Genomic DNA, 14,570 nt, shown 5'->3' on the forward strand with positions numbered 1-14,570 from the left:
GCGAAGAAGTTACAGTAGGCAATCAGGATTGGCCGGAGAGAGGGGGCAAGACCCGTTTTCGGTTTGACAGGATGTCGGCTCGGAGCATGCGATGAGCAACAGATGCAAAAAGCCAGGATGGTGACCGCCAAGGATGAGCGGGGCTGCGGGAGGCAACCACCCCGATGGGAGGCAGGATGTCGCCGGTTTGGGTTAGACAAACAAACACACGCACACTCAGGACTGGTCAATAAGGATCAGGATGATCCAACGAAATGATGCGCCGTGGTTCGCCCAGGGATAAGGCGATTGGCTACCAGGGAATGGCACTCGCATGATGGAAAAAGGCAGCTTCGGCTGCCTTTTTTCTATTGGGTCATTAACCCGCCAAGACATTCTGTGTCAAAATACCAGCAACATGCCCAGAGGATGCCGATCCTGCGGTGTTCAGCGACCCAAAGTGGTCGAATTGGTGCGGGATCCCACTCTTGTTCCATATTTACTGTTCCCCGCTTCAGCATCCTCCCCGGACGACACGCTCCGGGGGTTTCCATTCAGTTATTTGTCGGAGTCATTCATGTCGGCCAAACAACCCAACCGCAAGCCTACCGGCAAGCGCAAAGAATCAGATGCCAGTGCCCAGGAAGGTCGTGAGCGCAAGCGCGCCGCCAAGCGCAAGGGCCTGAAGGCGGGCTCCCGCCAACAGGTCGAGCAGGCGGGCAAAAAGAGCGGCTCCAAGCAGGCCAAGGATCCACGCATCGGCTCTCGCAAGCCCATCGCGCTGATTGCCGACGAGAAGGGCAGCAAGCCGGTGGCGACCAAGCCTGCGAAAGAGAAGCGGGTGGTGATGACCCCCGAGCAGGAGCTTGCGTCCATCGAAAATGATGATCGCCTCAATGCCTTGCTGGATCGTCTGGATGCCGGTGAAACCCTGGAGGCCGCAGAGCAGGCATGGGTCGATCAGCGGGTTGACCGTTATCAGGAGCTGATGGACGAGCTCGGCATCATCGACAACGACGATGACGAAGATGGCGACATGGATTTTGATGATGCCGATTTTGACGAGCCGAGTCAGCCTGCCTCCGAAGAGGAGCTGTGGGAGCGTTTCTCTCAGGCAGACTACCAGCCTGAAGCCAAACCCGAGCCGAAGAAAAAGTGATGAGTGGATGGATGCTGGCCGCCCTGTTGGGTGGCCTGATTTTGCTGGGGCTGGCCGTCTATGCCGGCACCCTGATGGCGCGTCTCAAACGCCAGCAAGAGATGCAGCAGCACGCCATTACGGCCCGCAACGAGCGGATCCTGGAGAGTGTCAGGGTGATCGCCCACGCGGTACGAGATGGTCAGTGCGACTACTCAGAAGGTGCCATCCGGCTGACCAATCTGCTGGATGCCTTGCAAATAAAGGGGGGCCGCGCCTTTGCCACCGAGTTCCCGGGGCTCTACGGCCTCTATGAGAAGGTGAAGGAGATGCCGACCCATGAGGCGAGGCGGGCACTCAAGCGCAATGAAGTGATGAAGATGGATCTCGAACGCAGCGGCTACGAGGCCGAGCTGGAGGCGCAGATCCTTGAGGATGTCGCCAGACTGAAGGATTTTCAGTTAAGCCGGTGAGCCCATAACAAAGACAGAGGAAGCAAGCGTGCAAGCAGAACAGATTGTGTGGGATCAGGCCCTGATCGAAAAATACAACTACAGTGGTCCGCGTTACACCTCCTATCCCACTGCGCTGGAGTTCAACGAGGGGTTCGGCTATCCGGACTTTGTCCAGGCAGCGGGCCAGTATCCTGCACGCAATCTGTCGCTCTACGTGCATATCCCCTTCTGTCACAAGCTCTGCTACTACTGCGGTTGCAACAAGGTCATTACCCGGCACCAGCACAAGGCAGATCAATACCTCGACTACCTCGAACAGGAGATCAAGGCCCAGGCCCCCCTGTTCAAGGAGAGACTGGTCACCCAGCTGCACTGGGGTGGCGGCACACCCACCTATCTGAGCGAACCCCAGACTCGTCGCCTGATGGCCATGTTGCGGGAGCACTTCCACTTCGCCGAGGAGGGGGAGATCAGCATCGAGGTGGATCCCCGCGAGATCGAATTGTCCATGCTGGATGTGCTGCGGGAGCTCGGTTTCAACCGCATCAGCCTTGGCGTTCAGGACTTCAACAAGGCGGTCCAGGTCGCGGTCAATCGGGAGCAGGACAACGACTTCATCCGCGCCATGCTGGTCCGTGCCCGCGAGTTGGGGTTCCGCTCCACCAATCTGGATCTCATCTACGGTCTGCCGCACCAGAACCGGGAGAGCTTCCATCACACCCTGGAAGAGGTGCTCAAGACCGACCCGGCTCGCCTCTCCATCTTCAACTATGCCCACCTGCCGAGCCGTTTTGCCGCCCAGCACAAGCTGAAAGAAGCGGACATGCCGGCGCCGCAGGAGAAGCTGGCCATGCTGCAGGACACCATTGCCTTCCTGACCGGCCAGGGTTATCAGTTCATCGGCATGGACCACTTTGCCAAGCCCGATGACGAGCTGGCCGTCGCCCAGCGCGAGGGCAAGCTGCATCGCAACTTCCAGGGCTATACCACCCAGGGGGATTGCGATCTGCTGGGGCTGGGGGTCTCTTCCATCAGCATGATGGGGGATGCCTATTCCCAGAACCAGAAGGATCTCAAAACCTACTACGCCCAGGTCGAGTCACTGGGCCATGCCCAGTGGAAGGGGTGCTCCCTCAATCGGGACGATCTGATCCGCCGTGAGGTGATCAAGCGCCTCATCTGCGATTTTTCCCTGAACTTCGCTGCCGTCGAGCAGGCCCACGGTCTGGTGTTCAAGGAGTATTTTGCCGAGGATCTCAAGCTGTTGCAGACCTTCATCGATGACGGCCTGGTGCGCATGACCGAAGAGGGGCTGGAGGTGGTCTCCACCGGTCAGCTGCTGATCCGCAACATCTGCATGTGCTTCGATGTCTACCTGCGCAACAAGGCACGCCAGCAGCAGTTCTCCCGGGTGATCTAGGCCGGGCAATGTCGTTGGACAATAAAAAACCGCCTTTCGGCGGTTTTTTATTGGGTTTTACCCCTGCTCAGCGTTGAGCCGCGCGGGCACTCAGCTCGGCCTTCTCGGCTTCGCTCAGGAAGGCCAGGGTCAGGCCGTTCTGCTGGGCGGTGCGGATCTCGCTCACCGTCATGCCGGCAGCAGGGGCCGCCACCTCGTATTCATGGGGCAGGTCGATCCCCTCCACCGCCGGATCGTCGGTATTGAGGCAGGCCAGCACGCCGGCTGCCAGGAACTGGCGGATCGGGTGATCGGGCAGACTCGCCACCGTGGTGGTCTGGAGGTTGGAGGTGAGGCAGGACTCGATGCCGATGCGGTGTTCGGCCAGATAGGCCATCAGGGCCGGATCCTGGATGGCCTTGACACCGTGGCCGATGCGCTCGGCTCCCAGCTCGCGAATGGCCTGCCACATGCTCTCGGGGCCGGCGGCTTCACCGGCGTGCACGGTGACCCGCATGCCTGCATCCCGCACCCGGCGGAAGTGGTCGGTGAAGAGTTCGCCCGGGAAGCCCAGTTCGTCGCCGGCCAGATCGATGGCGACCAGGCGATCGCGATGAGCCAGACAGGCATCCAGCTCCTGCTTGCACTGCTCGGTGCCGAAGGTACGGCTCATGATGCCGATGAGATTGGTCTTGATGCCGAAGTCACGGCTGCCTGCGGCCACGCCGTCGATGATGGCTTCGACCACACCCTGCGGGTGCAGTTTGTGGGTCATCGCCATGTAGGCCGGGCTGAAACGCAGCTCGGCATAGTCGATCCCGGCACGCAGCAGATCTTCCACGTTTTCGTAGGCGACCCGGCGGCAGGCATCGTAGTCGGCCAGCACGGCCACGCCCCAGTCCAGTTTCTTCAGGAAGGCCACCAGACTCGGCTCGTTCTCGACGATCTGCACGTGCGGGCGCAGGGCCTCCAGTTCATCGGCTGGCAGTCGGATGTTGTGCTGACGTCCCAGCTCGAGAATGGTCTGCGGGCGGATGTTGCCATCCAGATGGCGATGCAGGTCGGTCAGGGGGAGGGATCTGTCAATCATGGGGCACCTTCTGCGAGTCGGGTTGGAAAGCCTGCCATTCTAGGCGGGGCGCCTGAAAAAGATACCCCGTTTGCAAGCAAACGGGGTGTGATTGGTCAGGCTTTCCCTCAAGGCGTGATGGGAATCGTTTTTCCCGCAGGCTCAGGGAATGTCGAGCTCCTTGAGCTTGCGGGTCAGGGTATTGCGGCCCCAGCCGAGCAGGCGGGCAGCCTCCTGCTTGTGACCGTGGGTGTGATCCAGTGCCGTCTCCAGCATGATCCGTTCGAACTGGGGCATGGCATCCGCCAGGATATCGGTCTCCCCCAGGGCCAGCTTGGCGGCCACCCAGTCCTGCAACTGCTGCTGCCAGCCACCGGTCAGGGCGGACTGGCCCGGCTCGGCGGTGCTGGTGATGGGAGTCAGCAGCTCGGTGGGCAGATCGCCTACCAGCACCTCCTGGCCCGAGGCCATCACCGTCAGCCAGCGGCAGACGTTCTCCAGCTGGCGCACGTTGCCCGGCCAGGGCAGGCGGCTGATGTAGGTCTGGGTATCCGGGTGCAGGCTCTTGGCCTCCACGTTCAGCTCCTTGGCGGCTCGCAGCAGGAAGTGCTGGGCCAGCTGGGGGATGTCCTCCCGGCGCTCCTTGAGGGCCGGAATATGGATGCGGATGACGTTGAGGCGGTGGAACAGGTCTTCCCGAAACTCGCCGTCGGCGACCCGCTTCTCCAGATTCTGGTGGGTGGCGGCAATGATCCGCACATCCACCTGCACCGGTTGGTGGCCGCCAACCCGGTAGAACTGCCCGTCCGCCAGTACCCGCAGCAACCGTGTTTGCACGTCCAGCGGCATGTCGCCTATTTCGTCGAGAAACAGGGTGCCACCATCGGCCTGTTCGAAGCGGCCGTGACGAATGTTGTTGGCGCCGGTGAAGGCTCCCTTCTCATGACCGAACAGCTCGGATTCGATGAGATCTTTCGGGATGGCCGCCATGTTGAGGGCGATGAAGTTCTTGTGGGCCCGGGGGCTGTGCTTGTGCAGGGCATGGGCAACCAGCTCCTTGCCGGTACCGCTTTGACCGTTGATGAGCACCGAGATGCTGGAGCGCGACAGCCGGCCGATGGCGCGGAACACCTCCTGCATGGCAGGGGCTTCGCCGATGATCTCCGGGGTGGTGGTGGCTTCCTGTTGGCGAGCCTTGCGCTTGGTACGTTGCTCCTTGAGGTGGTTCTCGGCCCGGCGTACCAGGGTGACCGCCTCGTCGATGTCGAACGGCTTGGGCAGGTATTCGAAGGCACCGCGCTGGTAGGCGTTGACCGCGCTGTCGAGGTCCGAGTGGGCCGTCATGATGATGATGGGCAGATCGGCCTGGCGGCGATGGATCTGCTCCAGCAGGCTCAGGCCGTCGATGCCCGGCATGCGGATATCCGAGAGGATCACGTCCGGTGAGCGCATCTCCAGTGAACTCAGCAGAGCTTCGCCGTCGGCGAAACTTTCGCATTCGAAGCCTTCGCTGCCAAGGGTGCGCTCCAGAACCCACCGGATGGAGCTGTCGTCATCGACGATCCACACTTTTGCTGTCATGAGGTTCCCTTATTTGCGAAGTGGTAGATAAATGGTGAATTCGGTGTGGCCCGGCCAGCTGATGCAGTCGATGCGACCCTTGTGCTGATCGATCAGGTTTTGGGCGATAGAGAGGCCCAGGCCCGTTCCCCCTTCCTTGCCGGTGATCATGGGGTAGAAGAGGGTGTCGCGAATGGCGTCGGGAATGCCGGGGCCGTTGTCGATGATCTTGATTTCGGCCGCCAGGCGATAGCGCTGGCCATGGATGGTGATCTGGAAGGCGGTGCGCGTCTTGATGCGGATGAGGCCGTCCTGATCCCCAAGGGCCTCGGCGGCGTTGCGCACTATGTTCAGGAACGCCTGTTGCAGCTGGTCCGATTCCATCTCGAATTCGGGGATGCTGGGGTCGTAGTCCCGCTCGATGCGGATCTGCGGCGGCAGCTCCAGGTCCACCAGACGGCGCACCTGTTCCAGCACTGAGTGAACATTGTGCATCTGGTGACGGCCGGGACGCTGGGGGCCGAGCAACCTGTCGACCAGCACCCGCAGGCGATCGGCCTGCTCGATGATGATGCCGGTGTATTCACGCAAGGCCGGGTCGGGCAACTCCTTTTGCAGCAGTTGGGCCGCGCCGCGCAATCCCCCCAGGGGGTTCTTGATCTCGTGCGCCAGGCCGCGCACCAGCTCCTTGGCGGCCTGCTGCTGGGCGTGTTGCTGCAGCTCCTGGCTGATCTTCTTCTGCTGATCGATCTTGCGCAGTTCTACCACCATCAGTCGCTGTTCATGATCGGCCATGGGACTGACGCTGATCTCCACCAGCCTGGGCTCCCCCTCCACCACCAGGGTGACTTCGCTGTCGGTGAAGCCCTGCCCCGAAATGAGGCACTGTTTGAAACGCTGCAGATCGAGAGAGATGTGTTCCAGCAGGTGGGGCAGTTCGATGCCGATCAGCCGTCGTTCGCTGAGGGAAAGCAGCTGCTCTGCCGCCGGGTTGACGAATTGAATGCAGAGACGTTCATCCATGAGAATGACGGCGGTCAGCAGGTTGTCCAAGAGTGTCTTGGCGTTGTCCGAGCGGGTTGGCACAGGTTTCTCCCTAAAACGGTGCTGTACACCTAGAATGCACCAATATAGTGCATCAAGTTTACCCGCATCGGTGCGTCACATCACCCCTAATTGGCCTTGGGGGCGGCTCTGGGAGCCTGATTCACCGACGCCCTGTGCAGGTAAAAGGTGGTTGGCTTAGATTTAGCAAGGATCGTACCGTCTTTGGCGAGCAACTCGAGCCGTGCCTCGTAAGCGCCCCTATCGAGGTTTTCCACCCGTATGGCCAGGCTGTTGTGAACCAGGGGCACCGCCTTGCCGTTCAGGATCAGGCGAACATCGTATTGCACCGGGACCTGGGGAGAGATCTCGCCCTTGAAGACGATGTTGCCGGTATTGTCGCGCAATGTACTGCCCGGTTCCGGAGAGATGAGATCGATCTCCAGGGGAGCCGCCTCCAGGGCTTTCCTGGCATCGACACCGGTCAGGCTGTTGAAGTTGTCCACCTGGACCGAGTGGGGGGCTGTGCCGATGAGCGGCGAGACCCGCAGGTCCACCTCTTTTGCGCTCTTGCCGGGAGGGGGGGCATCGGTGTAGTGGGTCACCCCCTGGGGATCGACCCAGGAGTAGACGCGGGCGGCCTGTGCGGAACAGGAGGCCATCAGCAGGAGGCTCAGCAGCCAGGGTACAGTGTTCATCCATCTCTCCTTGACGGGGTTCACCTTAATCCTATCAGAGAAAAACCACGGGGTCGGGGTGTGAATAGCCGAGGGTGGTACGGCTCCGTGAACGGGATCATCTTTCTGCATGATCGTGCCCGTTCGGCGGTATTTCCGTTGCCAGAATGAAAAAAAACCCGCCAGATGGCGGGTTTGTCATGGGAAAGCGGATTAGACGGAGTAGTACAGCTCGAACTCCAGCGGGTGCGGGGTCATGCGCACGCGGTCAACATCCTGCTGTTTCAGTTCCAGGTAGGAGTTGATGAAGTCATCGCTGAACACGCCACCACGGGTCAGGAACTCACGGTCTGCATCCAGTGCGGACAGCGCTTCGTCCAGGGAACCGGCAACGGTCGGCACTTCAGCGGCTTCTTCCGGCGGCAGATCGTACAGGTTCTTGTCCATGGCATCGCCCGGATGGATCTTGTTGATGATGCCGTCCAGACCGGCCATCAGCTGGGCAGCGAAGGCCAGGTACGGGTTGGCAGCCGGATCCGGGAAGCGTACTTCGATGCGGCGGGCTTTCGGGCTCGGCACGACCGGGATACGGATGGAGGCAGAACGGTTGCGGGCGGAGTAGGCCAGCATGACCGGTGCTTCATAGCCCGGCACCAGACGCTTGTAGGAGTTGGTGGTCGGGTTGGCGAAGGCGTTGATGGCCTTGGCGTGCTTGATGATGCCGCCGATGTAGTGCAGTGCCATCTCGGACAGACCGCCGTACAGGTCGCCTGCGAACAGGTTGACGCCGTCTTTGGCCAGGGACTGGTGGCAGTGCATGCCGGAGCCGTTGTCACCGAACATGGGTTTCGGCATGAAGGTGACGGTCTTGTTGTAGGCGTGGGCCACGTTGTGGATCACGTACTTCAGGACCTGTACTTCGTCAGCCTTCAGGGTGAGGGTGTTGAAGCGGGTTGCGATCTCGTTCTGACCGGCGGTCGCCACTTCGTGGTGGTGAGCTTCGACGACCTGGCCCATCTCTTCCAGCACCAGGCACATGGCGGCACGGATGTCCTGGGAGGAGTCAACCGGGGCAACCGGGAAGTAACCACCCTTGACGAACGGACGGTGACCCTTGTTGCCGTGCTCGTAGTCGGTACCGGAGTTCCAGGCAGCTTCTTCGGATTCGATCTTCACGAAGCTGTGGCCCATGGTGTTGGAGAAGGTGATGTTGTCGAACATGAAGAATTCCGGCTCCGGCCCGAACAGCACGGTGTCAGCGATGCCGCTGGACTTCAGGAAATCTTCGGCACGCTTGGCGATGGAGCGCGGATCGCGGTCATAGCCTTGCATGGTGGCGGGTTCAAGCACGTCACAGACGATGTTCAGAGTGGTCTCTTCGGTGAACGGGTCCAGTTTGGCGGAAGCCGGGTCCGGCATCAGCACCATGTCAGACTCGTTGATGCCCTTCCAGCCGCCGATGGAGGAACCATCGAACATCTTGCCGTCTTCGAAGAAGTCTTCGTCAACCTGGTGGGAAGGGATGGATACGTGCTGCTCTTTACCCTTGGTGTCGGTAAAACGCAGATCAACAAACTTGACTTCGTGTTCCTGGATCAGGGCCAAAACGTTCTGGGCTGACATGCTAAGTAACCTCCGGTGTTAAAACTCTTTGGGTGAATGCGTCGTCACATTCACATAAGCCAGTATCGTGCCAAGTTTGTGACAGCTTGATTTCAGGGCACTTGCACCGTTTCAGGCTGTCGAGAAACCCGTTCTCATGCCGGTTGCTGCATTAAAGTGGTGCAACCTTGGATCGTTTTGGTGCACCGAGATGGTGCGCCAGCGTATCCAGGCCATCTAAGCAGCCTTTTGCTGCGGGGTCCATGATCCTGATCCTTTGTTGTGTGTGAATGTGTTGCAATTCTGCTAGGCAGATCACAAAGGCGAGAGTACAATTAGCGCCCAATTTTACCCGGTGATTTGAGGCGAGAATGTTAGAGAATTTACGCAATATTGCGATTATTGCGCACGTTGACCACGGCAAAACGACTCTGGTTGATAAGCTGCTGCAGCAATCCGGCACTCTGGATCGCACCAGCGAAGGTCAGGAACGGATCATGGACTCCAATGATCTGGAACGGGAACGTGGCATCACCATTCTCGCCAAGAACACTGCGATCCGCTGGAACGACTACCGCATCAACATCGTGGATACCCCGGGTCACGCCGACTTCGGTGGTGAAGTTGAGCGCGTGCTCTCCATGGTTGACTCCGTGCTGCTGCTGGTCGACGCCGTTGACGGCCCGATGCCGCAGACCCGTTTCGTGACCCAGAAGGCGTTCGCCCAGGGTCTGAAGCCCATCGTGGTCATCAACAAGATCGACCGTCCGGGTGCTCGTCCTGACTGGGTAATGGATCAGGTCTTTGATCTGTTCGACAACCTGGGTGCCACCGATGAGCAACTGGACTTCAAGGTTGTTTACGCCTCTGCACTGAACGGTTGGGCCACCCTGGATCAGGACGTCCCGTCCGAGAACATGGAACCCCTGTTCCAGGCCATCGTCGACAACGTGGAAGCCCCGAAGGGCGACGTTGACGGTGCCTTCCAGATGCAAATCTCCCAGCTGGACTACAACTCCTACGTGGGCGTCATCGGTATCGGCCGCATCACTCGTGGTCGCGTCAAGACCAACCAGCAGGTCACCATCGTCAGTGCCAACGGCAAACCGCGTACCGGCAAGGTCGGTCAGGTGCTGGGCTACCTGGGCCTGTCCCGTACCGAAGTGACCGACGCGCAAGCGGGCGACATCATCGCCATCACCGGTCTGGGCGAGCTGAAGATCTCTGACACCATCTGTGACAACAGTGCCGTCGAAGCCCTGCCGCCTCTCTCCGTTGACGAGCCGACCGTGAACATGACCTTCCAGGTCAACACCTCGCCGTTCGCCGGTAAAGAAGGCAAGTTCGTCACCTCCCGCAACATTCTGGAGCGTCTGAACCAGGAGCTGGTTCACAACGTGGCCCTGCGCGTGGAAGAGACCGAAGATCCGGACAAGTTCCGCGTCTCCGGCCGTGGTGAACTGCACCTCTCCATCCTGATCGAAAACATGCGTCGCGAAGGTTACGAACTGGCGGTATCCCGTCCGGAAGTTATCCTGCGTACCGTGGATGGCGAACTGCAAGAACCGTTCGAAACCGTTACTGTGGACGTGGAAGAAGCGCATCAGGGTTCCGTGATGGAGCAGCTCGGCCTGCGTAAAGGCGAGATGACCAACATGACCCCGGATGGCAAGGGTCGCGTCCGTCTGGACTTCATCATCCCGAGCCGTGGCCTGATCGGCTTCCAGACCGAGTTCCTGACCATGACCTCTGGTACCGGTCTGCTGTATCACACCTTCGACCACTACGGTCCGCACAAGGGTGGCAGCATCGGTGAGCGTCAGAACGGCGTGCTGATCTCCAACGCCACCGGCAAGGCCCTGACCTTCGCCCTGTTCGGTCTGCAAGATCGTGGTCGTCTGTTCATCGGTCACGCGACCGAAGTGTACGAAGGCCAGGTGATCGGGATCCACTCCCGCTCCAACGACCTGACCGTCAACTGCCTGAAAGGCAAGCAGCTGACCAACATGCGTGCCTCCGGTACCGACGAAGCCCAGGTGCTGACTCCGCCGATCCGCATGACCCTGGAGCAGGCTCTCGAGTTCATCGACAACGACGAGCTGGTCGAGATCACCCCGAAAGCCATCCGTATCCGCAAGAAACTGCTGACCGAGATGGATCGCAAGCGCGCCGGTCGTGCTTGATCGATAGCTGTTCATCGACAGACCAAAGAGAGGCCTTATGGCCTCTTTTTTTATGGGCTCGACATGAGGGCGCATGGTGCCTGAGCCCGATGGAGGCGCATCCGGCCGGTCTGCGGGTGGCCAAATGACCACCCTATCTGACACAATATCTGCATGATCACGCTTACGAGAAACAAGATGCAGCAGCAGATCCGCGGCCGTCTGGCCCATGCACTCTCCTTCTTGCGCCACGATGGTGCCCACTTCGCCCAGTTTGTCTGGGGCCGCTTCCAGCAGGACAGATTGACGGTGACCGCCGGTTACCTGGCCTATGTCACCCTGCTCTCCCTGGTGCCCATGATCGCCGTGGTGTTCGGTATGATGTCGGCCTTTCCGGTGTTCCAGAGCCTGAAGCAGGCGATGGAGCAGTTCGTCTATCACAACTTCGTCCCCACCGCCGGCGAGATGCTCAAGGAGTACATCGACGGTTTCGTGGCCAACGCCACCAACACCACGGCCGTCGGTATCGGTGCCCTGATCGTGGTGGCCCTGATGCTCATCTCGGCCATCGACAAGAACCTCAACTACATCTGGCGGTCCACCCGAAGCCGGCCCTTGGCCCAGGCATTCGCCATGTACTGGATGATCCTGACTCTGGGCCCCGTGCTCATCGGGGCCAGCATCGCCATCTCCTCCTACATTCTCTCGCTCAGGTTGTTCGCGGCTGACAGCCTGTTCGGTATCGGCTATCTGCTGCTGCGCAGCCTGCCGTTCCTCTTCTCCGTGCTCACCTTCCTGCTGATCTATACCGTGGTGCCCAACTGCCGCGTGCGGCTGACCCACGCCTTCATCGGTGCCCTGGTGGCGGCCACCTTGTTCGAGCTGGCCAAGCGCGGCTTTGCCATCTACATCACCAACTTCCCCTCCTACCAGGCCATCTATGGCGCCCTGGCGACCATTCCCATCCTGTTCGTCTGGGTGTATCTGAGCTGGCTGGTGGTGTTGCTGGGGGCCGAGACCACCGCCTGCCTCGGGGAGTACGAGAAGCCCGGTGCAGAGGAGCTGGCCTGACGCCGGCCGGCCATCACACCGGATCCCGACACAAAGGCGTTGGCCCGGGCAGGGCATTTATTGGTAGCATCGACGACCGCTCATCCCGCAGGATGGGCGGTCGTGCTGTTTTGAGAGGAGAGGGATGTGATTGCACTGATTCAGCGGGTCAGCGAGGCCAGCGTAACGGTAGAGGGAGAGGTGACCGGGGCCATCGGCCAGGGGTTGCTGGTGCTGCTCGGGGTGGAGCAGGGGGATGACGAGGCCAAGGCCGACAAGCTGCTGCACAAGGTGAGCGGCTATCGCATCTTCTCTGACGAGAACGGCAAGATGAACCTCAACGTGAGTCAGGTGGGTGGCAGCCTGCTGGTGGTCTCCCAGTTCACCCTGGCGGCGGATACCGGCAAAGGGATGAGACCCAGCTTCTCCGGTGGCGCCCATCCCGCAGATGCCGAGCGACTCTATGAGTACTTCGTGGCTCGCGCCAGGGAGAGCGGCGTGCCGACCGAAACCGGCCGTTTTGCCGCCGACATGAAGGTCAGGCTGCTCAACGACGGCCCCGTCACCTTCTGGCTGCAGGTATAAGGGTGGCAGGCAGGGCAGGCCTCACCGGAGGGCAGGACGCGATGCCTGCACACTTCGCAGGTTCTTCACCCTGCCGGTGCTCGCCCGCCCTGGCCATGCTGACGGGTCGCGTGCAGGATGACGTTGCGGTAGCCGGGCACGTCGTGGACGTGGGTCGGGCCTATCCACTCCTCTGCCAGTCGCAGAGCCTGTGTCTGTTCGAGCCGGGTGCGGGGCAGCAGATTGATGATGAGGGTTCCGCTCAGGCGGCTGGCCAGCGCCTGATAGAGCGGAGCCTGGAAGAGCAGCAGGGGGTTGCCGTCCTGGCTGAACAAATCCAGCAGCACCAGATCGTAGCTCTCCTGGCTCTGGTGCAGGAAGTGCAGCGCATCGGCGTGATGCAGTCGAGGCGAGCCCCCTGACGAGGGGAGAAAGAACTGCTGGAACAGGGTGAGGATCTCGGCATCCAGATCCACGCAGTCGTGGCGGGCATCGGGCCAGCGTGCCGCCAGGTGACGGGTGAGATCCCCTCCGCCCAGCCCCAGCTCCAGGATCCGGCTTGCCTGCTTTGGCAACTGCTCCGCGATGCTCCGTTGATGAGGCAGACAGAGGCGGGCCGGCTGGTGGAGGCTCATGGCGGATTGCACCACGCCGTCCATTTCCAGCCAGCGATGACGGGCATTTTCAAGCACCGAAACGCGGCGTTCGGGTTTGGCACTGAGGTGCAATAAGTGATCGGCTTGGTACGCTTGCAGATTGAAGTCCATGAATTTGCACGGCAAGATGGCTTTCGACCAGTGTAACTCAAGGATGTTGTTATGTACCGGGTGGTCACCCCCCAAACGGCAGCCGAGCTGGATACCTACTACAGGCTGCGCCGGGAGAAATGGTTGCGTCAGTCCTTCCATCTGCCAGTCGGCGCACACTCAAGGATCGCTTTATGTACCGGGTAGTCACCCCAGAAACACCAGCGGAGCTGGATGCTTACTATCAGTTGCGCTGGGAACTACTGCGCAAACCCTTCAATCTGCCCCTTGGCTCCGAGCGTGACGAGTACGATACCGTTGCCATTCACCGGCTGATGCTCTCCCCCGACGGAACGCCCATCGCCGTGGGTCGCCTCTTTGTGGGCGGCGATGAAGCCCAGATCCGCTTTATGGCGCTGCGACCCGAATTTCGCGGCCAGGGGCTGGGCGCCCGCATGGTGGAGGATCTCGAACAGCTTGCCCGCGACGAGAAGGTGAAACGGCTGGTGATGAACGCCCGCCAGGAGGCGGTGGAGTTCTATCGCCGCTGCGGCTTCCTCGAGGTAGGGGAAGGCCCCGTCTCCTTCGGCCGCATCCCTCACCGCCAGATGATCAAGTCCCTGAGTCCCATGCAGACCATCCAGTACCGTCCGGAGTGGTGCCAGGATCTCACCACCCGCTGGTCGCGGGGTATTCCCATCAGCGAGAAGATGGGGGTGCACATCACCCACTACGATGGCCAGACCTTCCACCTCAAGGCCAACCTGGCGGCCAATCTCAACGTCCACGACACCATGTTCGCCGGCAGCATCTACAGCCAGTGCGTGCTGGCGGGCTGGGGTCTCATCTGGTTGCAGCTCAAGGAGGCAGGGCTGGGAGGGGATACCGTGCTGGCCGAGGGCAACATCAAGTATTACCGGCCGGTGAGCGAAGAACCGGAGGCTCGGGTGGCCCGGGAGGGCATGCCCGCCGTGCTCGAGCCGCTGAGGGGCGGAGAGTCCGCCAAGTTCAGCCTGCGGGTGCAGCTGTTCAGTGGCCGCAAGCTGGCGGTGGAGTTTGTCGGTCAGTACGTGGTGCTGCCCATCAAGCGCGGCGCACGCTGATCCCTGATGTTCACAGCAACAA

The 14,570-nt window shown here is 60.7% G+C and carries 13 protein-coding genes; 7 read left to right on the plus strand and 6 right to left on the minus strand.

Annotation, left to right across the window (positions count from 1 at the left end; all coding sequences use genetic code 11):
• Positions 1–556 precede the first annotated feature (556 nt).
• Genes yihI through hemN form a run of 3 tightly spaced genes read left to right on the plus strand, consistent with a single transcriptional unit; the run spans position 557 to position 2,992 of the window.
• Complete coding sequence (yihI, locus tag BGO64_RS07035; protein ID WP_039039515.1) at positions 557–1,138, plus strand: Der GTPase-activating protein YihI; 582 nt, start codon at positions 557–559, stop codon at positions 1,136–1,138.
• 11 nt (positions 1,139–1,149) lie between these two features.
• A complete protein-coding gene (locus BGO64_RS07040; protein ID WP_043153541.1) occupies positions 1,150–1,590 on the plus strand; it encodes a DUF2489 domain-containing protein in 441 nt (146 codons plus the stop codon).
• Positions 1,591–1,618: 28 nt separating this feature from the next.
• On the plus strand, positions 1,619–2,992 hold the full coding sequence (hemN, locus tag BGO64_RS07045) for an oxygen-independent coproporphyrinogen III oxidase (RefSeq protein WP_041212163.1): 1,374 nt from the start codon (positions 1,619–1,621) through the stop codon (positions 2,990–2,992).
• A gap of 67 nt (positions 2,993–3,059) precedes the next feature.
• Here hemN and add read toward each other — a convergent pair whose 3' ends face one another.
• The 5 genes from add to glnA form a co-directional block, all read right to left on the minus strand.
• Complete coding sequence (gene add / locus BGO64_RS07050) at positions 3,060–4,061, minus strand: adenosine deaminase (protein ID WP_124244936.1); 1,002 nt, start codon at positions 4,059–4,061, stop codon at positions 3,060–3,062.
• Positions 4,062–4,202: 141 nt separating this feature from the next.
• Positions 4,203–5,621 carry a nitrogen regulation protein NR(I) gene (gene glnG / locus BGO64_RS07055; RefSeq protein WP_286700396.1) on the minus strand — a complete coding sequence of 473 codons (1,419 nt, stop codon included), beginning with the start codon at positions 5,619–5,621 and terminating at the stop codon, positions 4,203–4,205.
• 9 nt (positions 5,622–5,630) lie between these two features.
• On the minus strand, positions 5,631–6,686 hold the full coding sequence (gene glnL / locus BGO64_RS07060; protein ID WP_010672524.1) for a nitrogen regulation protein NR(II): 1,056 nt from the start codon (positions 6,684–6,686) through the stop codon (positions 5,631–5,633).
• A gap of 86 nt (positions 6,687–6,772) precedes the next feature.
• The gene (locus tag BGO64_RS07065) at positions 6,773–7,342 is read right to left on the minus strand and encodes a DUF4124 domain-containing protein (RefSeq protein WP_286700397.1); all 570 of its coding nucleotides are present in this window, start codon (positions 7,340–7,342) and stop codon (positions 6,773–6,775) included.
• Between the two features lie 192 nt (positions 7,343–7,534).
• Complete coding sequence (gene glnA / locus BGO64_RS07070; protein ID WP_010672526.1) at positions 7,535–8,944, minus strand: glutamate--ammonia ligase; 1,410 nt, start codon at positions 8,942–8,944, stop codon at positions 7,535–7,537.
• Between the two features lie 350 nt (positions 8,945–9,294).
• On the opposite strand from glnA, the gene typA reads away from it, so the two are divergent.
• From typA to dtd, 3 genes are all read left to right on the plus strand, one after another.
• The gene (gene typA / locus BGO64_RS07075) at positions 9,295–11,106 is read left to right on the plus strand and encodes a translational GTPase TypA (RefSeq protein ID WP_043153538.1); all 1,812 of its coding nucleotides are present in this window, start codon (positions 9,295–9,297) and stop codon (positions 11,104–11,106) included.
• 177 nt (positions 11,107–11,283) lie between these two features.
• Positions 11,284–12,156 carry a virulence factor BrkB family protein gene (locus BGO64_RS07080; RefSeq protein WP_039039511.1) on the plus strand — a complete coding sequence of 291 codons (873 nt, stop codon included), beginning with the start codon at positions 11,284–11,286 and terminating at the stop codon, positions 12,154–12,156.
• A gap of 126 nt (positions 12,157–12,282) precedes the next feature.
• Positions 12,283–12,720: a D-aminoacyl-tRNA deacylase gene (gene dtd / locus BGO64_RS07085; protein WP_039039510.1), complete on the plus strand. Its 438-nt coding sequence runs from the start codon at positions 12,283–12,285 to the stop codon at positions 12,718–12,720.
• Between the two features lie 65 nt (positions 12,721–12,785).
• On the opposite strand, the gene BGO64_RS07090 is transcribed toward dtd, so the two are convergent.
• Entirely contained in the window at positions 12,786–13,466 is a 681-nt protein-coding gene (locus BGO64_RS07090) for a methyltransferase domain-containing protein (protein WP_113978098.1), read from the minus strand.
• A 173-nt stretch (positions 13,467–13,639) separates the two neighbouring features.
• Here BGO64_RS07090 and BGO64_RS07095 point away from each other — a divergent pair, with 173 nt between their 5' ends.
• Positions 13,640–14,548: a bifunctional GNAT family N-acetyltransferase/hotdog fold thioesterase gene (locus BGO64_RS07095; protein WP_010672532.1), complete on the plus strand. Its 909-nt coding sequence runs from the start codon at positions 13,640–13,642 to the stop codon at positions 14,546–14,548.
• Positions 14,549–14,570: the final 22 nt, after the last annotated feature.

Source organism: Aeromonas sp. 62-46 (assembly GCF_001898585.1).
GTDB classification, from domain to species: Bacteria; Pseudomonadota; Gammaproteobacteria; order Enterobacterales; family Aeromonadaceae; genus Aeromonas; species Aeromonas caviae.

Bases quoted from the DNA above. Each gene is read 5' to 3' on its own strand.
- yihI (WP_039039515.1), top strand. From the start codon at position 557: ATGTCGGCCAAACAACCCAACCGCAAGCCTACCGGCAAGCGCAAAGAA.
- BGO64_RS07040 (WP_043153541.1), top strand. From the start codon at position 1,150: ATGCTGGCCGCCCTGTTGGGTGGCCTGATTTTGCTGGGGCTGGCCGTC.
- add (WP_124244936.1), bottom strand. From the start codon at position 4,061: ATGATTGACAGATCCCTCCCCCTGACCGACCTGCATCGCCATCTGGAT.
- glnG (WP_286700396.1), bottom strand. From the start codon at position 5,621: ATGACAGCAAAAGTGTGGATCGTCGATGACGACAGCTCCATCCGGTGG.
- BGO64_RS07065 (WP_286700397.1), bottom strand. From the start codon at position 7,342: ATGAACACTGTACCCTGGCTGCTGAGCCTCCTGCTGATGGCCTCCTGT.
- glnA (WP_010672526.1), bottom strand. From the start codon at position 8,944: ATGTCAGCCCAGAACGTTTTGGCCCTGATCCAGGAACACGAAGTCAAG.
- typA (WP_043153538.1), top strand. From the start codon at position 9,295: ATGTTAGAGAATTTACGCAATATTGCGATTATTGCGCACGTTGACCAC.
- BGO64_RS07080 (WP_039039511.1), top strand. From the start codon at position 11,284: ATGCAGCAGCAGATCCGCGGCCGTCTGGCCCATGCACTCTCCTTCTTG.
- BGO64_RS07090 (WP_113978098.1), bottom strand. From the start codon at position 13,466: ATGGACTTCAATCTGCAAGCGTACCAAGCCGATCACTTATTGCACCTC.
- BGO64_RS07095 (WP_010672532.1), top strand. From the start codon at position 13,640: ATGTACCGGGTAGTCACCCCAGAAACACCAGCGGAGCTGGATGCTTAC.